General features: G+C 41.1%; 16 protein-coding genes. 8 read left to right on the top strand and 8 right to left on the bottom strand.

From position 1 onward, the window contains the following. Positions 1-24: 24 nt before the first annotated feature. The gene (locus LDL79_RS05670; protein WP_225599490.1) at positions 25-1797 is read left to right on the top strand and encodes a 1-deoxy-D-xylulose-5-phosphate synthase; all 1773 of its coding nucleotides are present in this window, start codon (positions 25-27) and stop codon (positions 1795-1797) included. On the opposite strand, the gene LDL79_RS05665 is transcribed toward LDL79_RS05670, so the two are convergent. Further along, positions 1790-3121 (bottom strand): deoxyguanosinetriphosphate triphosphohydrolase, encoded by a 1332-nt coding sequence (locus tag LDL79_RS05665; RefSeq protein WP_225599933.1) that lies wholly within the window; start codon positions 3119-3121, stop codon positions 1790-1792. The genes LDL79_RS05670 and LDL79_RS05665 overlap by 8 nt on opposite strands. A gap of 186 nt (positions 3122-3307) precedes the next feature. On the opposite strand from LDL79_RS05665, the gene LDL79_RS05660 reads away from it, so the two are divergent. Together LDL79_RS05660 and LDL79_RS05655 are read left to right on the top strand one after the other, a co-directional pair. Further along, positions 3308-6136 carry a TonB-dependent receptor gene (locus LDL79_RS05660; protein WP_225599489.1) on the top strand — a complete coding sequence of 943 codons (2829 nt, stop codon included), beginning with the start codon at positions 3308-3310 and terminating at the stop codon, positions 6134-6136. Positions 6137-6165: 29 nt separating this feature from the next. Next, entirely contained in the window at positions 6166-8112 is a 1947-nt protein-coding gene (locus LDL79_RS05655; RefSeq protein WP_225599488.1) for a hypothetical protein, read from the top strand. A 169-nt stretch (positions 8113-8281) separates the two neighbouring features. Here LDL79_RS05655 and aspS read toward each other — a convergent pair whose 3' ends face one another. The 5 genes from aspS to LDL79_RS05630 all read right to left on the bottom strand — a co-directional run bounded on the left by aspS (position 8282) and on the right by LDL79_RS05630 (position 17030). Further along, positions 8282-10030 (bottom strand): aspartate--tRNA ligase, encoded by a 1749-nt coding sequence (gene aspS, locus LDL79_RS05650; RefSeq protein ID WP_225599487.1) that lies wholly within the window; start codon positions 10028-10030, stop codon positions 8282-8284. A gap of 305 nt (positions 10031-10335) precedes the next feature. Further along, positions 10336-13845 carry an efflux RND transporter permease subunit gene (locus tag LDL79_RS05645; RefSeq protein ID WP_072983016.1) on the bottom strand — a complete coding sequence of 1170 codons (3510 nt, stop codon included), beginning with the start codon at positions 13843-13845 and terminating at the stop codon, positions 10336-10338. Position 13846: 1 nt separating this feature from the next. Then, positions 13847-15025 carry an efflux RND transporter periplasmic adaptor subunit gene (locus tag LDL79_RS05640; RefSeq protein WP_225599486.1) on the bottom strand — a complete coding sequence of 393 codons (1179 nt, stop codon included), beginning with the start codon at positions 15023-15025 and terminating at the stop codon, positions 13847-13849. A gap of 20 nt (positions 15026-15045) precedes the next feature. After that, on the bottom strand, positions 15046-16425 hold the full coding sequence (locus LDL79_RS05635; protein ID WP_225599485.1) for a TolC family protein: 1380 nt from the start codon (positions 16423-16425) through the stop codon (positions 15046-15048). Next, positions 16425-17030: a TetR/AcrR family transcriptional regulator gene (locus LDL79_RS05630; RefSeq protein ID WP_225599484.1), complete on the bottom strand. Its 606-nt coding sequence runs from the start codon at positions 17028-17030 to the stop codon at positions 16425-16427. Before LDL79_RS05630 ends, LDL79_RS05635 begins: the two co-directional genes overlap by 1 nt. 162 nt (positions 17031-17192) lie before the next feature. On the opposite strand from LDL79_RS05630, the gene LDL79_RS05625 reads away from it, so the two are divergent. Together LDL79_RS05625 and LDL79_RS05620 are read left to right on the top strand one after the other, a co-directional pair. Further along, the gene (locus LDL79_RS05625) at positions 17193-18167 is read left to right on the top strand and encodes a polyprenyl synthetase family protein (RefSeq protein ID WP_225599483.1); all 975 of its coding nucleotides are present in this window, start codon (positions 17193-17195) and stop codon (positions 18165-18167) included. An 11-nt stretch (positions 18168-18178) separates the two neighbouring features. Then, positions 18179-18517 (top strand): hypothetical protein, encoded by a 339-nt coding sequence (locus tag LDL79_RS05620; protein ID WP_225599482.1) that lies wholly within the window; start codon positions 18179-18181, stop codon positions 18515-18517. On the opposite strand, the gene LDL79_RS05615 is transcribed toward LDL79_RS05620, so the two are convergent. Then, a complete protein-coding gene (locus LDL79_RS05615) occupies positions 18501-19016 on the bottom strand; it encodes a hypothetical protein (RefSeq protein ID WP_225599481.1) in 516 nt (171 codons plus the stop codon). The two genes, LDL79_RS05620 and LDL79_RS05615, sit on opposite strands and share 17 nt — an antisense overlap. Positions 19017-19182: 166 nt before the next feature. Here LDL79_RS05615 and LDL79_RS05610 point away from each other — a divergent pair, with 166 nt between their 5' ends. Both LDL79_RS05610 and odhB read left to right on the top strand, forming a co-directional pair. Next, the gene (locus LDL79_RS05610) at positions 19183-21954 is read left to right on the top strand and encodes a 2-oxoglutarate dehydrogenase E1 component (protein WP_225599480.1); all 2772 of its coding nucleotides are present in this window, start codon (positions 19183-19185) and stop codon (positions 21952-21954) included. 47 nt (positions 21955-22001) lie between these two features. Further along, positions 22002-23237, top strand: a complete 1236-nt coding sequence (gene odhB / locus LDL79_RS05605; RefSeq protein ID WP_225599479.1) for a 2-oxoglutarate dehydrogenase complex dihydrolipoyllysine-residue succinyltransferase — start codon at positions 22002-22004, stop codon at positions 23235-23237. Positions 23238-23396: 159 nt separating this feature from the next. On the opposite strand, the gene LDL79_RS05600 is transcribed toward odhB, so the two are convergent. Then, a complete protein-coding gene (locus LDL79_RS05600) occupies positions 23397-23696 on the bottom strand; it encodes a hypothetical protein (protein WP_225599478.1) in 300 nt (99 codons plus the stop codon). 149 nt (positions 23697-23845) lie between these two features. Between LDL79_RS05600 and polA the strand changes: the two genes are divergently transcribed. Continuing rightward, on the top strand, positions 23846-26692 hold the full coding sequence (polA, locus tag LDL79_RS05595) for a DNA polymerase I (protein WP_225599477.1): 2847 nt from the start codon (positions 23846-23848) through the stop codon (positions 26690-26692). Positions 26693-26736: the final 44 nt, after the last annotated feature.

Below are 26736 nucleotides of genomic sequence, written 5' to 3'. Positions count from 1 at the left end.
TTGAAGTTCGGCTACCTTTGTTTTATGAGTTACCCGCTTTTAGAAACTATAAATGACCCTCAGGATTTACGCAAACTTCAAGTAGCACAGTTAAACGAACTTGCTGCAGAATTGCGCCGGTTTATTATAGATATTGTTGCCACTAAAGAAGGGCATCTGGGAGCAAGTCTGGGTGTTGTTGAACTCACGCTGGCGCTACATTACGCCTTTAATACGCCTGAAGATCAACTCATCTGGGATGTGGGACATCAAGCGTACGGACATAAAATTCTTACCGGACGCCGGGATAACTTTGATACTAATAGGCAATTGGACGGATTGAGCGGTTTTCCTAAGCGGGAAGAAAGTGTTTATGATGCGTTCGGAACCGGGCACTCGAGCACCTCGATCTCTGCTGCGCTGGGTATGGCGATCGCAGCGAAGATACAAGGGAATACGCAACGTCAGCATATCGCCGTCATCGGTGATGCATCTATTGCCAGCGGAATGGCTTTTGAAGCCTTGAATCACGCCGGTGATAGTGATGCTAATTTACTCGTCATCCTGAATGACAATGCGATTGGGATTGACCCTAGTGTGGGCGCATTGAAGAATTACCTGACCAATGTAAAAACCGGAAGTCAACGGCAAGAGAATATTTTTGAGGCCTTGAACTTTAAGTATTTTGGTCCTGTTGATGGGCATGATATTGACAAGCTTTTGGAGATCATCAAGACCCTTAAGAAGATCAAGGGTCCTAAGTTTTTGCACGTGATCACCACCAAAGGCAAAGGACTCAAACAAGCCGAAAAAGAACAGGTGGTCTATCACGCTCCGGGAAAATTTGATGCGGTAACAGGAGAGTTGAATCCTAAAAGCACTACACCACAACCTCCAAAATATCAGGATGTATTTGGGCTGACTCTGGTAGAGTTAGCCAAGAAAAATAAAAAGATCGTAGGCATCACACCGGCAATGCCTACCGGGAGTTCGTTAAAATATATGATGCAGGAGTTTCCTGAACGGGCTTTTGATGTAGGAATCGCTGAGCAGCATGCAGTTACTCTTTCCGCCGGAATAGCGGCAGCAGACGGAGTCGTTTTTTGCGCGATCTATTCTACCTTTTTGCAGCGGGCGTATGACCAACTGATTCACGATGTGGCCTTGCAAAAACTTCCGGTTATTTTTTGTGTGGATCGCGCCGGATTGGTAGGCGCAGACGGGGCGACGCATCATGGGGTTTTTGATCTAGCCTATTTACGCTGCATTCCCAATCTTATCATTTTCGCTCCGCGGAATGAAGAAAGTTTGCGCAACATCATGTTTACTGCCCAGCTGGGTTTAGAGCAGCCTATTGCTATACGCTATCCGCGCGGTCGCGGAACTACGATCAACTGGAAAGCGCCCTTTCAAAAAATAGGAATAGGTAAGGCCGAAAAGTTAACCGAAGGGGATAACATTGCCCTTCTCGTGACCGGCACGATGACCGAAACGGCGCTTCAACTCGCGGATACTTTTAAAAATGAGGTAGCAGTGTATTATTTTGGTTTTGTAAAGCCGCTGGATCTTGCGGCACTGCAAGAAATTTTTAGCACCTATACTTACGTGATCACGCTCGAAGATGGTGTGGCATCAGGAGGATTTGGTAGCGCTGTCGCAGAAGAAGCCATGCGCCATAATTATAAAGGGAAACTGCAGGTATTAGGTATTCCTGATACATTTATTGAACAAGGAACCACCGAAGAATTAAGAGCTTCGGTGGGTCTGGATTTTGATAGCCTCAAGGCGCATGTTGCGCATTGCTTAACACTTACTTAATGTCAAGGCCTTTAATCTTTTTATAATTGCGCAACGCTTTTCCGTCAGTCATTGTAGAGACTTCGGCACAAATCTGAATAAGATTTTGATACAAGCTTTTTTCAGATTGATCAGCAGGAGCTAAAAGTTGCTGAATGAGTTGGTTGTAATGCGTGTCGTTATTGTCTAAAGCACGGCAACGCGCCTCAAGCAATGTAGAAAGGATCTCATAACCGGCGATCTCTTTTTCGATCACTTCGCGGCTGTTGTAAATACGGTCTATACTCAGATTTATAATGTCTGTGATCTGGGCTTGATAGCTGCTTTTGTCAATAAGCGACTGGTCAAACGTACCGGCAAGAATTTCCTCCTCATAGGTCATAAAGGTCTCAACACTTTCGTTGATCAATGTGCCGATGGCTAATGCGCGCAAGTAACTTACCCGGTCTGAAGTCTCCTGCAAGGCATTGTATTTATTGCGGTCTATAGTCTGGCCTACGAGCTTTACCATATATTCAAGAGCGTATTCTTCGGGTATAAGGCCTAAGTTGATGCCATCTTCAAAATCAATGATGGTATAGCAAATATCGTCAGCAGCTTCAACGAGGTACGCCAGTGGATGACGGGACCAGCTTAAATCGTTAGTAGCGCTTCGATTTAAAAGACCCAGTTCTTGGGCGACATCTTCAAACAGTTCTTTTTCAGACTGAAAAAAGCCATATTTTTTATCGGCTATATGATCTGTAGGGCGGTGCGGAAGTGATTCTTTAGGGTATTTCATAAATGCACCTAAAGTAGCATAAGATAAACGCAAGCCTCCCGGAGCTCCCGGTTTGCTTTGAGAAAGCACTTTAAAGCCATTGGCATTACCTTCAAACTTGATGAGGTCTTGGTATTCTTTCGCCGTTAGGCTGTCTTTATAACGTTTCCCGTATCCGGTTTTAAAGAATTCGCCTATCGCTTTCTCCCCACTGTGCCCAAAAGGCGGATTACCGATATCGTGTGCTAAAGCCGCAGCGGCTACGATTGCCCCAAAGTCATTAAACTTGTACCCATACACCTGCTCCAAGTGCGGGTATTTCTCCAGTAATTTTTTACCCACCATACGACCTAGAGAGCGGCCCACCACCGAAACTTCCATGCTGTGTGTTAAGCGCGTGTGAACAAAATCTGTTTTAGAAAGCGGAATCACTTGTGTTTTGTCTTGCAAGCTTCTAAAGGCTGCCGAAAAGATAATACGGTCGTAATCAACCTCAAAACCCAGGCGCGTGTCGTCCTGTTCTATACGCAGTCTTTTGGCGGTATCGCCCTGTCTTTTTAAGGAAAGTAAATGCTCCCAATTCATCATAGTGTGCAATTTTTGGCAAGATACATCTTTGCCAAATTTTAATCTAATGAAACCCAGAGGTCTCAAAAAGCTGTTAACATTAAGGTAACCATGAAGTAACTCTTGGGTTACGAATTCATAACATTCGATTAACTGGCTAGAGTTTCTTTAGCGACATCTTTGCAGCACAAAATACGATTATTGATGAAACAGATTTTAGGTCTTTTAATGCTTATGTTTTCGGCAGTTGCATTAGGACAAACAGGAACAATTGAAGGGACTCTATCAGACAAAGAAACAAACAATGAGCCACTTCCTTTTGCTAATGTTATTATTAAAGGTACGACTAAAGGTGCTACTACTGATTTTGACGGAAAGTACATTATTGAGAACGTACCGGTAGGAACGTATGAAGTAGAATTCAGCTTTGTAGGTTATGAGCCTGTAACAGTGCCTAACGTAGTGGTACAAGCAGGAAAATTCACCAATGTTAGCACCGCCTTAGGTGCAAGCGCTGCTGCTTTAGATGAGGTAGTGATACAGGTACAAACCAGTAGAGAGCGCGAGTCAGCATTACTTCTTGAGCAAAAGAAGGCTGTAGAGATCAAAGAAAGTATTGGGGCTGTACAGCTTGCAAAACAAGGGGTTACTGATGCTGCTACCGCAACTACAAAAATATCTGGAGTTACTGCAAGTCAGGCTTCAGGAGATATTTATGTACGTGGGCTAGGAGACCGTTACTTATATACTACAATGAACGGGTTGCCTATTCCTTCTGATGATGTTGAAAAGAAAAACTTTGATCTTGGTTTATTTACTACTCGTGTTATTCAAAACGTAGGGATCAGTAAAACCTATGGAGTAAGTAACTCTGCAGACCAGGCTTCGGGTACTATAGATGTAGCTACTAAAGAATTAAGCGGAACCAAAGAACTTGGTGTTGGTATTCGTGTGGGAGCTAACACAAATGCTACACAGAGCGGTGTAAGTGACAATTTTAAACTCACCGGAAACAAAGGAGATTATACTTTAGGGTTTTTAAAGAATCAAGGTTTTAACGAAACTACGCAAGCGAGTTCTCCAGGTTATAGCGCATATCCACGTATGACGCAGCAGACCTGGAATACTTCAACTGCTAATTTCCCTATGAATTATCGTTATGCGATTACTGCGGGTAAGAAATTTGATGAGAAGTTTAAAGTGCTTTTTACGGCTTCACAGTCTGGAGACTTTACATATAGAAACGGAGTTTTTAGACAGTATAGAGAAAACAACATTGATGATAGTATTACCGATGCGACTTATTATAATCGCCGCGTAACTACTACCGGTTTGTTAAACACCGAGTATAAGATCAATGATAAGAATGATGTAAGATGGGTTTCATTATTTGTGAATAGCCTTTCTGATCAAGTGTTTGAAGGAGGTAGAAATGGAGAGGCTACTATCTTTGAAGAAGAGTCTCGAGATGATGTGTTTCAGTTCATTAGAGATCAAAATACGAAGCAAACCAGACTTTGGGTAAACCAGTTTTTTGGTAACCATGAGCTTTCAGAAAAGAACACCTTAGATTGGGGAGTAGGGATCAACTTGTTGAGTGCAGATGAGCCTAACCGTGTAAGAAATGAGGTAAATATAACCCCAGACGCAGACTTTGTACAACTAGGGGTGACCGGAGGATTTCAGCAACGTAAAAGTTTTCAGTTGATCGATGATGAAGAATTAGCCGGATTCATTAAAGATACTTACGTACTTAACGAAGATTTTGATACCGGTTCAAAATCTGAAATTTCAGGAGGATTAAATGTACGTATGAAGTCGCGTAACTTTAAATCTCAATTCTTAGGAGCTACTGAAAGTAATGCCGGTGCAGATTTTGGTTCGGTTTCTATTGACAATCTTGACGTAATCTTTACAGAGGAGAATTTCCGTTCAGGAGATTTGAATTTTCAATTCTTACCTACAGATCGTTACATCGCAGACTTAGAGTCACAATCGGCTTTTGCTGCTTATACCTTACAAAAAGAAAAATTCAATCTTAATGTAGGTATGCGTTTTCAGCGTGACGCGATTGATGTTCTTTTTGATGTGAACAACTTCCCGGGGCGTAGAGGAGCTACTAATAAAGAGTACACAAACCTATATCCTTCGGTAAACTTCAAATATAACTTAACTGAAGATCAAGGGGTGCGTTTTGCAGGTAGTCGTACTATCACACTTCCTGAATTTAAAGAGATCGCTCCATTTGAATATGTTTCTCCAGTAGGGCAGGTAACTAAAGGTAATCCAGATCTTGAGGCGTCAATCAACTACAACTTTGATTTAAAATATGAGTGGTTCCCATCTTCAGATGAACTTTTATCTGTAGCTGCTTTCTACAAAATGATTAATGACCCTATCAACAAAGTACAACAAAGAGGATCTGCAGGTATCTTCTCGTATTTCAATGCAGGAGATCAGGCAAATATTTTTGGTCTTGAATTAGAAGGTCGCGTGAATATCGTGAAGCCGGTAGAGGATAGCGGAAATATAGGTGTGCGTTTATCTGGTAACATTACGCGTATGTTCCACGAGCAAGACCTTAAAGAGATTTATGATGAAAACGGCACTTTGCTTAGAACTTTTAAATACAACGGTAAATCTGATGAAGGACTACAAGGAGCGTCAGACTGGATTGTAAACGGGACTTTAGGATTCAGCACTGCTGAAGAAAATCCTTGGGAACTTAACGTAGTGGGTAACTATGCCTCTTCTAAAATATTTGCATTGGGTGCGCCACGTAACCAGCAAGAACCAGATGTGTTCTTTAACGAATCAATTGTAGAACAAGGTTTTGTGGTTCTTGATGCAGTATTGTCTAAGCAAGTAACAGACGGTTTTGCGGTAAAACTAACCGGTAGAAATCTATTAGATCCAGCTATTGAGCAAACGCAAATTCAGCGTCCTACTAATGGAGACCCAGTTTTTAATGCAACAGTACAATCATACACTTTAGGAAGAACCTTTTTATTGGGACTTACCTACGACTTCTAACATAAAAATTTAATTAAACCCGATTAATTATGAAAAGAATGATGAACAACCAGTACCTAAGGATTTTTGCTTTAGGTCTAGCTATGGCAGTAAGCAGCTGCTCTAACAATGATGATCTAGGTTTTGGAGAAGAAACTCCTACTGAAGATGCAAATCTTACAGGAAACCTAACTGAAGATCGCGAATTAGACCCGCTTGTAGAATACAAGTTAACCGGATCTTTTATAGTAAAAAGCGGAGCGACTTTAACCATCCCTGCAGGAACACGCATTGTTTCTGAAACAGGTACTGATAAATATATTGCTGTAGAGCAAGGAGGTGATATTATCGTTGACGGTTCAGCTTCTAATCCTGTTGTTATGACTTCTGCTAATGAGCAAGGTGGTGACTGGGGAGGTCTTGTAATCTGTGGTGAAGCTGTTACTACAGAAGGTGTAGACGCAACTGCAGAAGTAGGTGGTCTTATCTACGGAGGTACAGATAATAACGATGATTCTGGGTCTATTGATTACCTGATCATCAACTACGCTGGTGCTCAAATTAACTCTGACTCTCAGTATAATGGTCTTACTTTATACGCAGTAGGTGCTCAGACTGAAATCACAAATGTGGCAATTTTGAACGGTGAAGATGATGGTGTGGAGTTCTTTGGTGGAACTGCAAGCGTAACCAACCTTTACTTAGAGAATAACCAGGATGACTCTGTTGACTGGACTGAAGGATGGAGTGGTTCTATCACAAACACCTATGTAGTTTTAGATCGTGATGATTTCTCTACTGCAATTGAGGCTGATGGAGATAACGCTAATCCTACCATTACAGACTTTACTGCTGTTTCAGAAACTGGCGGAATCGCATTACAATTCAAAAAAGAATCTGGTGCTACGATCACTGGTCTTTCGTTACAAGGTTTTGATACTTCCTTTGATTATAGAGATGGTGGTGCTGTTTCTAACGTTCAGGTTGAAGGTGAAGATTCTAACCCTGCACTAAGTTATGTAGCAACCGCTACTGTAGATATCGCAGATTTTAGCTGGGTACAGTCTGGTCTTGAGGCTAGAGCTTATGTTTCTTTAAACGGAGATCTTACAGCAGATATGACTCTTGATGCAGATACACGTTATTTATTAGATGATGTATTTACTGTAAAATCTGGTATTACGTTAACTATTCCTGCAGGAACAAAAATTACTGCTTTAGATGGTGGCGCAAGTATTTACATCGCTGTTGAAAAAGGCGCTACAATCAATGTAAATGGTACCGAAGACAATCCTGTAGTAATGGGGTCTTTAAATGGAAACCGTGGTGACTGGGGAGGTCTTGTAGTTTGTGGTGATGCAACTACTACCGAAGGTATTGATGCTACTGCTGAAGTAGGAGGTCTTGTTTACGGAGGTTCAACTGACAATGATGATTCTGGAGATATCACAAATCTTGTGATCATTGGAGCAGGAGCTCAAATCAATGCAGATTCACAGTTTAACGGTCTTACCTTATATGCGGTAGGTTCTGAAACTACTGTAGAGAACATCGCGATCATCAATGGTGATGATGACGGTGTAGAATTCTTTGGAGGTACCGTATCTGTAAACAACATCTACTTAGATAATAACCAAGATGATGCTGTAGACTGGACTGAAGGATGGAATGGAACAGTAACTAACACGTATATCACGCATACTGATGCTGATTTCTCAACTGCATTTGAAGCAGATGGTGTAAATAACAATCCAACTTTTATTAACGTAACTGCTATTTCTACTGTAGGTGGTACTGCATTACAGTTTAAAAAAGAATCAGGAGCAACCATCACTAATCTTTACTTAGAAGGGTACGATACTAACCTTGATTTTAGAGATGACGGTGCATTAACGAATGTTATGATTGACGGTGCTGCAGCTGTTTTAACAGAAGCATATAATACAGGCTCACAAGTTGATATTTCTACTTGGACTTGGATCGAAGCTAGATTATAATATATTTGAATTAGCTATATGAAAAGGTCCGGAGATGCTCCGGACCTTTTTTTGTTTTAAACCTGTGAAAGAATTCATCTCAACATAGATTTTAGGATAGTAATCCTTTAGAAGGAAACAAAAAAGCAGCCTCACCGGGCTGCTTTCTTAGTTGCGTATTTACCGAAGCTTACAAAGTAATCTTCAGATTTAATTCTTCTAATTGTGCGGCATCAATTTTTGCAGGCGCATCAATCATCACGTCACGGCCGGCATTGTTTTTAGGGAACGCGATAAAGTCTCTTATCGTTTCTTGTCCGCCTAAAATTGCTACTAAACGGTCTAAACCAAAAGCCAAACCACCGTGTGGTGGCGCACCGTATTGAAACGCATCCATCAAGAAGCCAAATTGTGCTTGTGCTTCTTCTTTGGTGAAGCCTAAGTAATCAAACATCTTAGACTGTATTTCTTTATCGTGAATACGTATAGAACCACCGCCTATTTCGTTTCCATTTAATACAAGGTCGTAAGCATTTGCTTTTACTTCGCCTGGCTTAGTGTCTAACAATTCCATTTGTCCCGGTTTAGGAGACGTAAATGGGTGGTGCATCGCGTGGTAACGCTCGGTTTCTTCATCCCATTCTAAAAGTGGGAAGTCTACAACCCAAAGCGGCGCAAATTCATCTGACTTGCGTAAGCCTAGTTGCGTTGCCAATTCCATACGAAGTGCACTCAATTGCGCACGTGTTTTTGAAGTTTCTCCTGAAAGTACACAGATCAAATCTCCGGGTTGCGCTCCGGTAGCTTCTGCCCATTTCGCCAGATCCTCCTGATCGTAAAATTTATCTACTGAAGATTTAAAACTTCCATCTTCATTACATTTTACATAGACCATTCCTAAAGCACCAACTTGTGGACGCTTCACCCAATCTATAAGTTTATCGATCTCTTTTCGGGTATAACTTGCTCCTCCCGGAACAGCGATACCCACAACTAGTTCAGCACTATTGAATACATTAAATTCCTTATGTTGCGCCACCGCGTTGAGTTCGCCAAATTCCATCCCAAATCGAATATCCGGCTTATCGTTACCGTATTTTGCCATCGCCTCGTCATAGGTCATTCTCGGGAAGCTTTCGATCTCAAAACCGACTACTTCTTTTAAAAGGTGTTTGGTTAAACCTTCAAAAATATTCAAGATGTCTTCCTGCTCTACAAAAGCCATCTCGCAGTCGATCTGCGTGAATTCCGGCTGGCGGTCTGCACGTAGATCTTCATCTCTAAAACACTTTACGATCTGAAAGTACTTATCCATACCGCCCACCATAAGCAATTGCTTAAAAGTTTGTGGCGACTGCGGAAGCGCATAAAACTGACCTTCATTCATTCGGCTAGGTACCACAAAATCACGAGCACCTTCCGGAGTAGATTTGATCAAATACGGAGTTTCAACTTCAATAAAACCTTGTTCAGATAAGTAGTTGCGCACGGCAATACTCACTTTATGTCTAAAGATGAGTTTCTCCTTTACCGGATTTCTTCTGATGTCCAGATAACGGTATTTCATACGGAGGTCTTCACCACCATCAGTTGCATCTTCAATAGTAAACGGCGGCGTTTTGGCCTCGTTCAAGATCTCTAATCTTTCAACCAAAAGCTCTACATCACCGGTAGGCATTTTTGGGTTTTTAGATTCGCGCTCGATCACCTTTCCGGTAACCTGAATCACAAATTCACGCCCCATTGTTTTGGCGAGATCCATCACCGCTTTAGGGGTACGTTCCTCGTCAAAAATAAGTTGGGTAATTCCATAGCGATCGCGTAGATCTACCCAGATCATAAACCCTTTATCGCGGGACTTTTGTACCCAGCCGGCAAGCGTTACCGTTTCGTTTATATTTTCGGCGCGTAAAGCTCCATTGTTATGCGTTCTGTACATGCTTGATTATTTGAGGTGCAAATTTAAGAAGTTAAAGCAAGTCACCACCTATTGTTTTGAGGTTATTTTATTGGCACCGCCAAAGGGTTTAACATTCCGTCCCGAAAGCTTTGAGGATGCCTCGAAATTGAAAATTTGTTTCCAAGCAAAGCCTCATGGGCCTGCCTTTGTCGGCAGACAGGCTTGCCCTGAGGTATTGTACTTAGCCGGAAAGCTTTCCGTTTTTATGGGATTCAACCCTTGAAAAACAAAAAAGCAGAAGAATAGTCTTCTGCTTTTGAGTCTAATTAAAATTATAAAGTCATTTAGCTTTCTGAATCTTCTGAAGCAGCAGCTAATTTAGCCTGTTGTTTTTGTTCTTCACGTACTTTTCGTTTTTCTGAAAATTTAACTTTAGCACGATTAGTAAGGTAGAACATTACCGGTACGATTACCAAGGTTAGGAAGGTTGCGAAAACCAAACCGAAGATTACCGTCCACGCCAGAGGTCCCCAGAAGATCACGTTATCACCTCCTATGTAGATACCCGCGTCATAATCAGTAAAGAGCCCGAAGAAATCAATGTTTAAACCAACTGCCAGCGGAATCAATCCGAGCACTGTAGTAATTGCCGTTAGCAATACAGGGCGTAAACGTGATTTACCACCTGCAACCGTAATTCTAAAGTATTCTTCACGGGTTAGATACTCATCATCTTCAATACCTAATTCTTCTTTTTTACGATCGATCAAGATCTGCGTATAGTCTATAAGTACGATCGCATTGTTCACCACGATTCCAGCGAGTGAGATAATACCCATCATTGTCATTAAGATGACAAAATCCATTTGGAAAATGATCAAACCTAAGAATACACCCACTAAACTTAAGACTACCGCCATCAAGATGATAACCGGCTTTGAAAGTGAGTTAAACTGCGCTACCAGAATAAGCAAGATCGAGCCCATAGCAATACCTAAGGCCATCAATAAGAAGCTCATGTTGTCTGCTTGTTCTTCTTGCTCACCCGTAAAACTGTATTCAATTCCGTTAGGAGTTTCATAGCCTGCGAGGTCTTGTTTCAACTGCTCAACAATTTGAGTAGCATTAAAGCCTTGCTCGGTAAGCACATTTGAATATAAGGTGATCACTCGCTTAAGGTCTTTACGTTTGATAGCACTAAATGCTGCTGAAGACTTTTTATCAACTAATGCCGAAATAGGCACCTGAATGATCTGACCTTGATTATTTCTAAAGGTTACCGGTTGATTGAATAAAGCATTCTCATCATAACGATAATCTTCATTAAAACGCACGTTGATCTCATAATCATCATCTCCTTCTTTATAGGTAGAAGCTTCTTCACCGTACACCGAACGTCTCAAAGTTTGCCCTACCTGAGCGGTAGAAATACCAAGCTGACCGGCTTTCTCACGACTTACAGTCACACCAAGTTCAGCTTTAGATTTATTGACATCCAGTTTAAGTTCTTCAATACCACCTATGCCTAGATCTTCAATATAGGTACGCATGTTTTCGGCAGCGAGTAGCATTTCTTCATAATCTTCACCGCTGATCTCAATATTGATAGGATATCCTACCGGTGGACCATTAGCATCTTTTTCTACAATAACCGAAGCTCCGGGGAATCCTTTAACCGCGTCACGCACTTCAGAAAGTACAGTGCTACTGCTCACTCCGCGGCGCAATTTAAAGTCACGCATAGACAGCGTTACTTTACCTTTATGTGGCATTTCATTACTCTGGCCACCATCGGTTTGTGGGTTTCCGGCACCTTGACCTACTTGTGAAATGGCGCTTTCTACCATATAGTTGTATCCGTCAGCATCTTCATACTTTTTAATAGCATCAAAAATGCGCTCCTCGATTTGCTTGGTAAGTTGATTGGTTTTTTCAATCGCCGTCCCTTCAGGATATTCTATATAGGTGATGATTTGATTGGGTTCATTTTCAGGGAAGAACAACACATTAGGTTGTGCGATCCCCACCAATACAAAGGATAAGAATAACATAATTACGGTTCCGAAGAAAAACACGTATGCTTTTCTTCCGCGCAGCGCATATTTTAAGAAACGCTCATAGAAGTTCTCTAATTTTCGAAGCGATTCAAACTGAAAATAGCGTACCGCACCTGCTAAGAAATATTTATAAGCCCAAAGCAAAATCGCGATCAGAAGCAATAAGTTTCCGATTCCTCTAAATCCGCCTGAATCAATTACAAAACCTACAATAAGGAAAATGGCACCTACGGCAGTCAGAATTAAACTGTTGCGCACCAAGCTCTTTTTGCTCATATCTTCTTCTTCGGTTTTCATAAAACGCGAAGTCAGCATCGAGTTGATGATAAGCGCAACGAATAAAGACGAACTCAACACCACAGAGAGCGTGATGGGGAAGTAAATCATAAACTTACCAATAGTTCCGGGCCATAAACCTAGTGGGAAAAAGGCTGCAAGCGTGGTTGCTGTTGAAGCGATAATGGGCCAAGCGATCTCCCCAAGACCTTGTTTTGCAGCTTTTAAACGCGGCATACCTTGATCCATCAAAGAATACACGTTCTCCACAACCACAATACCATTATCTACCAGCATCCCAAGTCCCATTACGAGACCAAAGAGCACCATCGTATTCAGGGTAAAACCTAAACTTGATAAAATGGTTAAGGACATAAACATAGAAAGTGGAATTGCAAATCCAACAAACAATGCGTTTCTAAATCCTAAGAAAAACATCAATACCACCACAACCAGAATCACCCCAAAAATGATGTTGTTAACCAGGTCATCTACCTGATTCTCTGTTTTGATCGATTGGTCATTGGTAAGGCTAATGTGTAACGACTCAGGATAGTAATTGGCCTCTTCTTCAGCGACGATCTTTTTAATAGATTCAACCGCTTCGATCATATTTTTTCCGGCGCGTTTTTTTACATCAAGCATCACAACCGGCTGCCCATATTCACGTGCGTAAGTGGTCGCGTCTTTTTCTTTAAAGCGCACGGTGGCGATATCTTTAAGAAAAATATTTCCGCCATCGCGTTTTACGACAATGTTATTAAGTTCTTTAGGATCTTGAATTTCGCCTAAAACCCGAATGTTTTTTCGCAACCCATCAGAAATCACGTTACCTGCAGAAATGGTATTGTTTTCAGAGCGAATGGCATTGATGATGTTATCAAAACTTACTTTAGAAGCGGTCATTTTATAAATATCCACCGCTACTTCTACTTCTTGCTCTTCGGCACCGCGTACGGTAGCTTCTTTGATCTGCGGAAGCAATTCTATTTTATCCTGAAGGTATTCAGCATAATCTTTAAGTTGCTGCACTTGAAAGTCTCCGGTAAGGTTGATGTTCAGAATAGGTTGTTCTTCTGAAATATTAAGGTCAAAAATATTAGGCTCTACTTTGGCACCATTATCTAACGTAGGCCAAGTGGTTTCCGCCTTAACCAAATCAACTTTATCCTTAACCTTAGTTTTAGCCACATTTACATCTACATCTTCTTCAAACTCTACAATGATAATACTGTAATCCTGAAGGGTAGTAGAGGTGATCTCTTTAATCCCGGCGATGTCGTTAAACTCTTCTTCGAGTGGTTCGGTGATGAATTTTTCAACATCTTCGGCGGCATTACCCGGGTTTACCGAACTTACATAGATCTTGGTTTCTATGATTTCGGGGAATGCTTCACGAGGCATACTGTAATAGGCTGCCAGACCACTAAGTAAGATGATCGCCGTAATTACATAAACGGTCATCTTATTGTCTATTGCCCAAGACGATATGCTAAATTCTTTATAAGTGTTTTTTGCCATCTTACTGGTTGTTTGAAGATTGATCTTTTAATTCTACAGCTTGCCCATCTCTCAAAGAGCGTACTCCTTCTACGATCAGGCGGTCTCCGGCTTCAAGGCCAGAAGTGATCTCTACGCGTTGATCATCGCTGTAACCTTCTTCAATTTGTACTTGTTTAGCGATAGCTGTACCATCAGCTTGCTCCTCATATACATAAGTAATGCTGTTACCCATTGCATTTTGTTGAACCACATTTTCTGGCACTACAATAGCGTTCTCAGCGGTGTAGTCATTTACCATAACGGTTGCGATCAGGTTAGGCTTTATAGCGCTATCAGGATTAGGGATCGAAATCTTAACATCAAAAGTTCGGTTGTCTGGGCTGACAAAGTTGCCTACTTGTCTGATTTCGCCATCGTAGGTTTTACCTATAGAAGCTAGTCTGATTTTTACTTCAGTACCTTGATTAACTTTACCTAAGAAGGCTTCGGGGATCGAAGCTTCAACATACATATCGCTCAGGTTTACGAGGCGTAAAACACCGGTTTGCCCTGCGTTTACTACCTGACCTTGATCTGCCATCGTATTGTCTACGATTCCTGAAAATGGTGCGGTAATAACGGTTTTGGCAACTCTAGAGCGCAATTGATCTGTTGCAGCTTGCATCGCTTCATAATTGGTTTTTGCTTCTAAATACGTGATTTCAGAACCAATCTTCTGATCCCAAAGACGCTTTTGACGCTCAAAGGTAGTTTTTGCTAAAGCGGTCTGTGCCTCTTGACGGGCCAGTTCACTTCCTAAACCTCCATCATCTATCTTGGCAAGACGCTGCCCTTTAGCTACGCGTTGTCCTTCTTTAACGTAAAGCTGCGTTAGCACTCCGGTGTATTCTGCGTAAAGCACAATATTTTGATCAGTATCTACATTACCTTGAACTTCAAAATAATGCTTAAACAACGTGTCTTGTAAGGTTACTGCGGTTACTAAAGCTGCTTTTTTCTTTACGTCTAGTTTGTCTATAGCGGCGTTAAGCGAATCAATGTTAGCTTTAATCGCATTTTGCTCATTTACAAGTTCTGTTTTTTTGGCGCGCATTGCGGTGATGTCACCGTTTTCAATAATTTGTTCTACAGATTCTTCTTTTCCTCCGCAGGAAATAAGTAGGAGCGAAACAAATGCAAGGCTTAATATATTTTTCATAGTGTAGGTGTGTCTGTGAATTAGTCTTCTTTTGGTTGATAAACGGTGGTGTCTAATACTTTTTCTAAAGCGGCTTTGTTAGCAATGACATCATACATCGCTTGTAAATAATCCTGTTGCGCTTGATAAAGTTGGGTTTGGGCTTCGCTCAATTCAAAGCTAGAGGCGATACCTTCAAAAAATTTAATGGAGTTTTTATTTTCAATACGTTCTGCCAGATCAAGGTTTTTTTCTTGAGTGGCAAAATTGTCAAGCGCAAATTGATAATCGTTGCGGGCTGTAGCAATTTGAAGTTTTACCTGATTGCGTGCACGCTCCAGATCTTCTAAACTTTGCTGGTAAGCCAGTTCTTTTTGAGCAGTTTTAGCAGCACGCATACCACTGCTAAAAATAGGTACGGTAAGTGAAACTCCTAAGATCGACTGTTCAAAGTAGCGTTGCTCATCACTCAAAAAAGTAAATGAGTTACTGGCGCCTGCAGCCCCATAATTTAAATAAGCGCTTAAGCGTGGTAAAGCTTTACTCTTTTCTAGTTTAACCTCAGTTTCAGCAAGATTGGTTTGATCTTGAGCAATGCGATAATCAATATTTTGCTCCGGATTGATGTCTTGCGTGAGTAAGTTAAGATCATAATATTGCATCGTTAGATCTTCAAGTTCATCAGTCACCATCAGTTTGCTATCTATTGGGATACCTAAAGTAAGCTTTAGCATGTCATATGCGATAGCAAGTTGACGCACGGTGTTGTTCAATTGGGTTTCAAGACCTAAAGCAGTGATCTGCAATTGCTCTACATCTTCTTCTTCTCCTAACCCGTTTTCAAAAATCTTTTGAGTGTCGTTAAGATTTTTGTTTACGGTTTCTATGTTTTTCTGCAGAATCGCTACACTCTCCTGAGCAAGCAATACGTTGCCATAAGCTTCAATGATGGCTTGCTTAACTTCAAGATCGGTTTTGACCTTAGCATTTTCAGAAATCTGTAAAAGTGTTTTTGCAGATTGAACACCTACTATATAAGAGCCGTCAAAGATCAACTGATTCCAAGTGGCAACAGCAGAGGCACTTTGCTTCTGGCTAAACTGCACCGGGATAAAATCTCCCGGGTCTGCGCTAGGATCAAAAACCACTGCCGGAATAAAAGACGTAGGTTGAATAAATTGATTTTGATAGGTCACTTCACCTGAGATTTGAGGCAGTCCCTGAGCGATAACCTCCCATTTTTGTTTAAGCGCGATCTCTACATCGGTGAGAGCATTTTTAGCATCATAGCTATTCTCGAGGCCATAAGTAATGGCTTCTTGTAGGCTTAGCGCATAAGATTCTACCTCTGTAGTGTCTTGGGCTAGGGAAGGGTTTAAATATCCCAAGAGGCATAAAAAGAGGAACATTGGTTTTTGCATTAGTCTTGATTTGAATGAATGATTTGATTGAGTATTTTACGACCTTCAGGTGTTACAATTCCACGTAAGTGGTATTCTAAATAGGTCTCGTAAAGGGGTATGTGCGGGAATTTATCTGAAGGAAAAATGGTTTCATCTTTAATGTTGGTAATTCCTATTTGATACATTCTAGAAACAAACTCAATGTCAAGATTGTTTCTAAAAAGTCCCAGCTCAATACCGCGAGCAATATTTTGTTCCATACAGCCACGCATAAAAGCATTCTGACTTTCACGTAGCTTGGTAAATATTTTTGGGTAGTATTTCATCATTTGTTGAATAGATGAGGTTTTTTCGCCCTGCAAATGTTGAATTACATATTTCTTTATTTCATAAAGCTCTTCAATAGGGTTCATGTGCTCATCTACCATATCTTTGACCACACATTGTACGCTGGTCAATAAATGATGGCCCACTGCTTCTACAAGCTCGGTTTTATGCGCATAATTGGCATAAATGGTCTTTTTTGATATCCCCATATGTGCGGCGATATCATCCATGGTAACACTTTTAAATCCTTGATTTAAAAAGAGTTGGGTTGCGTTTTCTAGAATTTCCGTTTTCATAATCCGGCGCAAATATAAAACGGAAACTTTAAAAACTAATTAAGTTTCCAAAGTTTTTTCAATATTTAATGATTACATAATATGGCCTAAGAATACCAGCTTGTGATGCTTGAAGCGTTGAGTTCAGAATTAGTGTCTTATTTTTAGCCAAAATTTTAAAGTATGCTCCGCATTGATCAATACACAGAGGTGTTTGTTGAATATCTAAACGCTAAGGTCAAGGTTAAAGAACCGGTAAACCTATACGAACCCATTGACTATATTTTGCAGTTGGGAGGGAAACGCTTACGACCGGTATTGACGTTAATGGCGACGGATATTTTTGGTTCAGATCATAAAAAGGCTTTAGACGCGGCTTTAGCGGTTGAGGTTTTTCATAATTTCTCATTAGTGCACGATGATATTATGGATGATGCGCCTTTGCGTCGTGGTCAAGAGACTGTGCACGAAAAGTGGGATATCAATACAGGGATTCTCTCGGGAGATGCAATGTTGATCAATGCATATCAGCTTTTTGAGAATTATGAAGGAGAAACCTTTAGAGAACTCGCAAAGCTTTTCAGCAAGACAGCAATTGAAGTTTGTGAAGGGCAGCAGTATGATGTAGATTTTGAGACGCGTGATGATGTGACCATCCCAGAGTATCTTAAAATGATTGAATACAAAACGGCGGTTTTGGTAGGAGCTGCTCTTAAAATGGGCGCACTGGTTGCAGAAGCTTCTTCTGAAAATGCACAACGCATTTATGATTACGGTCGTGATTTAGGGATCGCATTTCAGCTTCAGGATGATTATCTGGATGCTTTTGGTGATCCTAAAACTTTTGGGAAGCAAGTGGGCGGTGATATTATCGAAAACAAAAAGACCTTCTTATATTTAACTGCTTTGCAAAAACTAGATCCTACGCACAGCAAGCAGTTGCAGCATTTATTCAGTATCAATCCGCCGGATCCTTCGGAAAAAATTGAAACGGTAAAGCAGCTGTTTATAGATTCCGGCGCAGCCGAAGCTACTCAGCAAGAAATTGAAAATTATACCCAAAAAGCGCTCAACGTTCTGGAAACTCTTGAGGTTCCTCAAGAAAATAAAAGTATTTTAGAAGACTTTGCCCGACTGCTCATGCGCAGAAAAGTTTAAAGAATTGAAGAATGAATTCCGGCAGTAACTTATTAGACCAGGTTCGCAAAGAGAAGCTGTATAATGCTTTAGTATTTCAGCTTAATAAAGACTTTGAACGCGCCGGACTTGAAGCTGAATTTGATGCTGCTTTTGAGAATCAACAGTTACTGCGTAATCTGCAAGCCGCACTTTATAATCTGGTGGTGAGTGATTTTGAAAGCTACCTCACGCTGCTTTACGCCATAGATGTTTCTGAGGCTAAGATCAAAGCTTTGCCTGATTGTGAGGTGCATCAACTCGCAGAATTTGTAAGTGTGCTCATTCTGGAGCGGGAGTTTAAAAAAGTTCAGTTTAAAAATAGAACCTGATAAACGGCATAATCGCACTGGTGTAGATGGCATCGTCATCGTTGTAAAGTATGTTATACCGGGCGCCTATTGTCACGGGGCCGCTACGGTAACCGGCTCCTAGAAATAAAGCAGAATTCCAGAAATCATCAGTAAATGTACCGCCGTCCCAATTGGCGCGTTGCGAAACATAAAGCTCTTCAAACTCTGCAGAAAGCTGAATGATAGGAAGCGGATTAGCGAGCGCAATAATGCTTCCACCCACAATTGAAGATTTTAAACTACCATTCTTTACATACGAATAACTCAAGCCGGGTCCGGCAGCGAAATAAGGATTGAAGTTGTAAATAGCACTTGGAGCGAGGTTTGCAGCAAAATAGTCATTGCCAAAATTCAATCCAAAACCACCACCAAAACTCACCCGATCCCAAAAAGAATCAGACCGAAATTGTGCCTGACTAGAAGCTATACCAAACGCTATAAATAGAAGAATTATATAAAGTTTTGAAATCGATTTCATAAAATACATTTTTCTAAAGCTTAAGGCTTTGTTAGCAAGGTGTTAAAACCTGATTTTAAAATGTTAATGATAAACATAAAATTACGAAAGGACACGCTTGGTGCGCGCGATTTATTGTATTTTTGACAAATTATTGCTTAAAAAATCGACAGATTTAACTTATAAAATGGATAGATTTTCATTTCTCAATGCAGCAAATACTGCATACTTCGCAGACCTATACGATAAATATTTACAACATCCTGATAGTGTAGAACCCAGCTGGAGAGCTTTTTTTCAAGGTTTTGACTTTGGGATCGAAGAAAGCGGTATCGCTGCAGACGTTTCAGAACTCAGCGCTAACACTTCTTCAGATAATGCTGTTCCTGATAAATTACAGAAGGAATTTCAAGTTGTTAAATTGATAGACGGTTACCGTACGCGCGGGCACTTATTTACTAAAACCAATCCGGTGCGCGAGCGTCGCAAATATGAGCCTACACTGGCTTTAGAAAACTTTGGTTTATCAGAGAAAGATTTAGATACCGTTTTTAACGCGGGCGAGATCTTGGGTATTGGTTCTAATACCCTTAGAGATATAATCACGCATTTAGAGAACATTTATTGCGATTCTATCGGGGTTGAATATATGTTTATCAGAAAACCGGAGGAAATCAAGTGGATTCAAAACAAATTGAATGTCAACGATAACCATCCTGATTTCTCTGCAGATACTAAGAAGAAAATTCTTAAAAAACTGAATGAAGCGGTTTCTTTTGAGACCTTTTTACATACAAAATACGTGGGGCAAAAACGCTTTTCGCTTGAAGGTGGAGAGAGTTTTATTCCGGCGGTTGATGCCATTATTGAAGCAGCAGCAGATCGTGGTGTAAAAGATTTTGTGATGGGTATGGCACACCGTGGTCGTCTAAATACCTTGACCAATATCTTCGGAAAGAACGCTAAAGATATTTTTAGTGAGTTTGATGGTAAAGATTACGATCAAGAGATATTTGATGGTGATGTTAAGTATCACCTCGGTTGGACCTCAAGCCGACTTACAGACAGCGGAAAAGAGATCAATATCAACATTGCGCCCAACCCGTCTCACTTAGAAACAGTAGGCGCTGTTGTAGAAGGTATTTCGCGAGCAAAACAAGACCGTCATTATTTTGACAATCCGCAGGAAGTGCTTCCTATTGTAGTGCACGGAGATGCGGCAATTGCAGGTCAAGGTGTTGTTTACGAGGTGATTCAGATGGCACAATTAGATGGTTATACCACTAAAGGAACCATTCATATTGTGATCAATAACCAGATCGGTTTTACCACTAATTATCTCGACGCGCGTTCTTCGACCTACTGTACTGATGTTGCTAAAACCACATTATCTCCGGTATTGCATGTAAACGCTGATGATGCAGAAGCTGTAGTACATGCAGCTTTATTTGCTCTTGATTTCAGAATGACTTTTGGTCGTGATGTATTTATCGACCTTTTAGGATATCGTAAATATGGTCATAACGAAGGTGATGAGCCGCGTTTTACGCAGCCTAAATTATACAAAGCGATCGCCAAGCATGATAATGCTAGAGATATTTATGCTAAAAAACTCATTGAGCAAGGCGTGATTGACGAGAATCACGTGAAGCAATTAGAAGATGAGTACAAAGAAAAACTTGAAGAAAAATTAGAAAAGTCTAGAGAAGAAGAAACCACCCGTATCACTGCAATTATGCAAGATGAGTGGGAAGGTTTTGAGCCTGCTACCGAAGATGAGATGATGCAGCCGGTAGATACGACTTTTGACCTTGATGCATTAACTGAAATTGCAGAGGCGATCACCAAACTTCCGGAAGGGAAGAAATTCTTAAGAAAAATAAACAAGATCATCGAAGGGCGTCGCGCAATGTATTTTGATGATAATAAAATAGATTGGGGTCTCGCCGAATTACTTGCATACGGTTCCTTGCTTAAAGAAGGTTTTGATGTGCGTATGACCGGTCAGGATGTAGAGCGAGGTACGTTCTCACACCGTCATGCTGTGACCAAAGTTGAAGAAAGCGAAGAAGAGATCGTGTTGCTCAATAACCTTAAAGGAGAGCAAGGTCATATGTACATCTTCAACTCGCTGCTTTCAGAATATGGTGTGGTAGGTTTTGACTATGGTTACGCGATGGCGAGTCCAAAAACCCTTCCTATTTGGGAGGCGCAGTTTGGTGACTTTAGCAATGGAGCGCAGATTATGCTAGACCAGTATATTTCAGCAGCAGAAGATAAATGGAAACTTCAAAACGGTTTGGTAATGTTATTGCCTCACGGTTATGAAGGTCAGGGTGCAGAGCACTCTTCGGCACGTATGGAGCGCTATTTACAGCTTTGTGCAGTTGACAATATGTATGTCGCAGATTGTACTACGCCGGCTAACTTCTACCATTTATTGCGTCGTCAATTGAAGACCAATTTTAGAAAACCGCTTATCGTTTTTACGCCAAAAAGTTTGTTGAGACATCCTAAAGTAATGTCGACCAAAGAAGAATTGGCAAACGGCAGTTTCCAGATGACCATTGATGATGATAGTGTAAAAGCAGATCAGGTTAAAACGCTGGTTTTTGTGACTGGTAAGTTTTATTATGACTTGCTTGCGCAGCGTGAAGAATTAGAGCGAGATGATGTTGCACTTGTGCGTGTTGAACAATTGTTCCCGCTTCCTAAAAAGGAAATCAGAGCAGCGCTTGAAAAGTATAAAAATGCAGACGATGTTGTTTGGGCACAAGAAGAACCACGTAATATGGGAGCTTACGGGCACTTGTTGATGCATCTTCCGGAAGCGCAAAAATTCAGAGTATGCAGTCGTAAGTTTTACGGTGCGCCTGCTGCAGGTAGTTCTGTACGATTTAAGAGAAGACATCAGCGCGTAATTGATGATGTTTTCGATAAAAATTCAAATAACCAATAAAAACATTTTAGTTTTAACTAAAGAATAAAAGATAACAAAAGAGAATTATGGCTTTAGAAATGAAAGTCCCTTCGCCGGGAGAATCGATCACCGAAGTTGAAATCGCCCAGTGGCTTGTTGAAGATGGGGATTATGTAGAAAAAGATCAGGCGATTGCCGAAGTAGATAGTGATAAAGCAACTTTAGAACTTCCTGCTGAAGCAAGCGGAATTATTACCCTTAAAGCCGAAGAAGGCGACGCAGTTGCCGTAGGTGAAGTTGTTTGTCTCATTGATACTGATGCTGCAAAGCCAGAAGGCGATAGCAGTAGCGACAAAGAAGAGCAGAAAGAAGAAAAAGCCGAACCTAAAAAAGAAGAGCCTTCAAAATCGAGCACGCCTGAGCAAGCGCAAGATAAAAAGACGTACGCTTCAGGATCACCTTCTCCGGCAGCTAAAAAGACTTTAGATGAAAAGGGAATTGATGCTAAAGATGTAAAAGGTACAGGTCGTGACGGGCGTATTACTAAAGAAGATGCGGTAAACGCGCAGCCTTCAATGGGAACGCCGGGAACCGGAAGCCGTGGCGAAAGCCGTTCTAAAATGTCTATGTTACGTCGTAAAGTAGCTGAGCGTTTAGTTTCTGTAAAGAATGAGACCGCAATGCTTACTACCTTTAACGAGGTTGATATGACTCCGATTTTTGAGTTGCGTAATAAGTATAAAGAAGATTTCAAAGCTAAGCACGGTGTTGGTCTTGGGTTTATGTCATTCTTTACTTTGGCTTGTGTGCGTGCGCTAGAAATGTACCCTGCTGTAAACTCAATGATCGATGGTAAAGAGATGGTTTCTTTTGACTTTAAAGATATTTCTATCGCGGTTTCAGGACCTAAAGGTTTGATGGTACCAGTTATCAGAAATGCTGAAAACTTAAGTTTCCGCGGTGTGGAGTCTGAAGTGAAGCGTCTTGCGCTAAGAGCGCGTGATGGTCAGATCACTGTAGATGAAATGACCGGTGGAACTTTCACCATCACAAACGGTGGTGTGTTTGGAAGTATGCTTTCTACACCTATCATCAACCCTCCGCAATCTGCGATTTTAGGAATGCACAACATTGTTGAGCGTCCTATCGTACGTGACGGCGGAATTGCTATCGCACCTATTATGTATGTAGCACTTTCATACGATCACCGCATTATTGATGGTAAAGAATCTGTAGGATTTTTAGTGGCTGTAAAAGAAGCGCTAGAAAATCCTGAAGAATTATTGATGGATAATAATGTGCTTAAAGCGTTAGAATTGTAATAAGTATATTCAATAAATAAATAAAAACCCGCTGATTTTCAGCGGGTTTTTTTATTGGCGCCGCCAAAGGGTTTAATACTTCGAGGCTTGCTTTAAAATTGAAAATTCGTTTCTAACCAATGCTTATTGAGTTTGCCCTGAGATTGTTTAGGCTTTATTTTAAGCGATGACTTCGTTTACGAGTTGTTTTAATTCTTCCTCCAAAGAAACAGTTGGAAAAAGTCTTCCGGCTTGACGATACCAGTATTTTGCATTCCAATCATCGCCTTCATCGCGATGTAAGTGCGCGTGAATCAAACTTCCCATAGCAGTATGCAGCTCTTGTGCGATATTGTGAGAGGCTTCCCAGTCTCCTTTCGCCTGAAACCATAAAGCTTGCAGTGCCTCTGGCCAATGTGTAGGCGGATTGCTCTTCTCTAGTGTGGCTTCAAATTCCGTATAAGATTGCGGTATGCTCATAGTATTTAAGTTTCAGTTTTAAGAAAGATAAGTAATCTGTCTAAGAATAGACCTTGCTGTTTTTGTCAAAATGTCTCCGGCTAAAAACTTTTATCATAAGACTAATTCCTATTTTTGATACTTCTGATATTCGATTAAAAATTCCCAATATGGCTGTTCAAAAGCGCTTATTTCTTTTAGATGCTTATGCATTGATTTTTCGTGGTTATTACGCACTGATTAAAAATCCGCGAGTGAACTCAAAAGGGCAGGATACTTCTGCAATTATGGGTTTTGTCAACTCGCTTTTTGATGTGATCAAGCGTGAAAAGCCAGATCATCTCGCAGTGGCATTTGATAAAGGCGGAAGTTCGGAACGTGTTGAAATGTATGAAGAGTACAAAGCGAATCGTGATGAAACTCCAGAAGCGATTCGTATTGCGGTGCCTATTATTCAGGAGATTCTTAAAGCGATGCACGTGCCGTGTATTGAGATCGAAGGCGTGGAGGCAGATGATTTGATCGGTACGCTGGCCAAGCAGGCAGAAAAAGAGGATTATCAGGTTTTTATGGTGACGCCAGACAAGGATTATGCACAGCTGGTTTCAGAAAACATCTTTATGTACAAACCGGCACGAATGGGGAATGGGATCGAGATCTGGGGAATCCCTGAAGTGCAAAAACGTTTTGAAGTCGAGCGTCCGGAACAGGTGATCGATTATTTGGGAATGATGGGTGACGCGTCTGATAATATTCCGGGATTGCCGGGAGTGGGAGATAAAACGGCTAAGAAGTTTATCAAGCAGTACGGCGGACTAGAAGGTCTGTTAGAAAATACAGATCAGCTTAAAGGAAAGATGAAAGAGAAGGTGATCGAAAACGCCGAGCTGGGACGTCTATCCAGAAAGTTAGCAACCATTATGACCGACTGCGATGTGAAATTTGATGCAGAACAATACGAACTTTCGCAACCGGACGCTGACAAAGTGCAGGAGATTTTTGACGAACTCGAATTTCGTAGGCTTAAAGATCAGTTTATTAAAATCTTTTCGGGTGAAGCCGATAGTGATACCGGTGCAGCAGTAAGCGGTACGGAAACGGCTAAAAAACTGGTAAGTTCTGCGGAAAAAGCAGCGAATGCCGGCGCGGGACAATACAATCTTTTTGGTGGTGATGAGCCTGCTATTGAAGAGTGCAATTCTCGAAAAACCATAAAGGACACGGAGCATTTTTACCAAAGTGTAGCCCCCGGAATGGCGATGAACTTGTTCATCAAAAACTTAATGAAGCAAACTTCGGTATGTTTCGATACCGAAACTACTGATCTAGATCCGTTGCAGGCAGAACTGGTAGGGATCGCTTTCAGCTGGGAGAAAACCAAAGGATTTTATATTCCATTTCCGTCAGAAAAAGAAGAAGCACAAAAATTAATCGAAGCACTGCGTCCGTTTTTTGAAGCGGAAGAAATCGAGAAAATTGGGCAAAACCTTAAGTATGACATTAAGGTGTTGGCGAAGTATGATGTCGAAGTAAAAGGAAAGCTTTTTGATACGATGATCGCGCATTATCTGATCAATCCAGATATGCGTCACAATATGGACGTGCTTGCAGAAACTTACCTTAACTATACGCCGGTTTCTATTGAAGAATTGATCGGTAAAAAAGGCAAGAATCAGAAATCAATGGCCGACGTCCCTGTTGATCAGCAAACCGAATATGCTGTAGAAGATGCAGATGTAACGCTTCAGCTGAAAGAGCATTTTCAAAAAGAATTGGGCGAGGCCAATACGCAAAAGTTGTTTGATGATATCGAAATTCCTTTAGTGCAGGTTTTAGCTGATATGGAATTAGAAGGAATCAACCTGGATCAGGAATTTTTAGGCAGTCTTTCTGAAGCGCTTAATAATGACATCACCTCGCTGGAGAAAAGTATTTATGAAGAAGCGGGAGAAGAATTTAATATTGGTTCGCCAAAGCAATTGGGTGAAATACTATTTGACAAATTAAAGCTTGTAGATAAACCGAAGAAAACCCGTACAGGGCAATATTCTACCGCAGAAGATGTGCTTTCTTATTTAGCTCCTGATCACGAGATCGTGCAGCACGTGCTTGATTATCGAGGCTTGTCTAAATTAAAAAGTACGTATGTGGATGCCTTGCCTGCACAGGTGAATGCAAAAACCGGCCGCGTGCATACCGATTATATGCAGACCGTAGCAGCAACCGGCCGACTGAGTTCAAACAATCCGAACTTGCAGAATATTCCTATCCGTACTGAGCGTGGGCGTCAGGTGCGTAAGGCTTTTGTGCCACGCAATGAAGATTATGTATTGCTGGCGGCAGATTACTCGCAAATTGAATTGCGCATAATTGCAGCTTTGAGCCAGGAAGAAACGATGATGAAAGCCTTTCAGGAGGGAGAAGATATTCACGCATCTACTGCTGCAAAAGTCTTTAATGTGCCCATTGATGAGGTGACGCGGGAACAACGTAGTAATGCAAAAACTGTGAATTTTGGGATTATTTACGGCGTGTCTGCTTTTGGACTGAGCAATCAAACCGACCTTAGTAGAACTGAAAGTAAAGAGCTTATAGATACCTATTATAAAACCTATCCTAAACTTCGCAATTATATGAGCGAACAGGTAGACTTTGCGCGTGAGAATGGCTACGTGTCTACAGTTTTAGGTCGTCGTCGCTATTTAAAGGATATCAACAGTAGTAACGCGGTGGTGCGTGGTGCAGCTGAGCGTAACGCGGTAAATGCACCAATACAAGGGAGTGCTGCAGATATCATTAAAATCGCAATGATCAAAATACATCAGAAACTCAAGGATAAAGGCTTAAAAACCAAAATGTTACTTCAAGTTCATGATGAATTGGTATTTGATGTTTACAAATCAGAATTAGATGAAGTTCAGGAACTTATAAAATCTGAAATGGAAAACGCCTTTAAATTAGATGTTCCTCTTGATGTTGAAGTCGGGTTAGGTGATAACTGGCTAGATGCCCATTAAAACAGGAGTTTCTATGATTTCTTTAACTTAACGTTATAATAAAA

It is taken from the genome of Leeuwenhoekiella palythoae (assembly GCF_020310025.1).
In the GTDB taxonomy this organism is placed as follows: Bacteria; Bacteroidota; Bacteroidia; order Flavobacteriales; family Flavobacteriaceae; genus Leeuwenhoekiella; species Leeuwenhoekiella palythoae.
This window is presented reverse-complemented; position numbering and strand designations above follow the sequence as displayed.

Excerpts from the sequence above, each read along its gene's own strand:
- LDL79_RS05640 (WP_225599486.1), bottom strand. The coding sequence starts at position 15,025 with ATGAAAAATATATTAAGCCTTGCATTTGTTTCGCTCCTACTTATTTCC.
- LDL79_RS05600 (WP_225599478.1), bottom strand. The coding sequence starts at position 23,696 with ATGAGCATACCGCAATCTTATACGGAATTTGAAGCCACACTAGAGAAG.
- LDL79_RS05620 (WP_225599482.1), top strand. The coding sequence starts at position 18,179 with ATGAATTCCGGCAGTAACTTATTAGACCAGGTTCGCAAAGAGAAGCTG.
- LDL79_RS05660 (WP_225599489.1), top strand. The coding sequence starts at position 3,308 with ATGAAACAGATTTTAGGTCTTTTAATGCTTATGTTTTCGGCAGTTGCA.
- LDL79_RS05615 (WP_225599481.1), bottom strand. The coding sequence starts at position 19,016 with ATGAAATCGATTTCAAAACTTTATATAATTCTTCTATTTATAGCGTTT.
- LDL79_RS05655 (WP_225599488.1), top strand. The coding sequence starts at position 6,166 with ATGAAAAGAATGATGAACAACCAGTACCTAAGGATTTTTGCTTTAGGT.
- aspS (WP_225599487.1), bottom strand. The coding sequence starts at position 10,030 with ATGTACAGAACGCATAACAATGGAGCTTTACGCGCCGAAAATATAAAC.
- LDL79_RS05630 (WP_225599484.1), bottom strand. The coding sequence starts at position 17,030 with ATGAAAACGGAAATTCTAGAAAACGCAACCCAACTCTTTTTAAATCAA.
- LDL79_RS05645 (WP_072983016.1), bottom strand. The coding sequence starts at position 13,845 with ATGGCAAAAAACACTTATAAAGAATTTAGCATATCGTCTTGGGCAATA.
- polA (WP_225599477.1), top strand. The coding sequence starts at position 23,846 with ATGGCTGTTCAAAAGCGCTTATTTCTTTTAGATGCTTATGCATTGATT.
- LDL79_RS05610 (WP_225599480.1), top strand. The coding sequence starts at position 19,183 with ATGGATAGATTTTCATTTCTCAATGCAGCAAATACTGCATACTTCGCA.
- odhB (WP_225599479.1), top strand. The coding sequence starts at position 22,002 with ATGGCTTTAGAAATGAAAGTCCCTTCGCCGGGAGAATCGATCACCGAA.
- LDL79_RS05670 (WP_225599490.1), top strand. The coding sequence starts at position 25 with ATGAGTTACCCGCTTTTAGAAACTATAAATGACCCTCAGGATTTACGC.
- LDL79_RS05625 (WP_225599483.1), top strand. The coding sequence starts at position 17,193 with ATGCTCCGCATTGATCAATACACAGAGGTGTTTGTTGAATATCTAAAC.
- LDL79_RS05635 (WP_225599485.1), bottom strand. The coding sequence starts at position 16,425 with ATGCAAAAACCAATGTTCCTCTTTTTATGCCTCTTGGGATATTTAAAC.
- LDL79_RS05665 (WP_225599933.1), bottom strand. The coding sequence starts at position 3,121 with ATGAATTGGGAGCATTTACTTTCCTTAAAAAGACAGGGCGATACCGCC.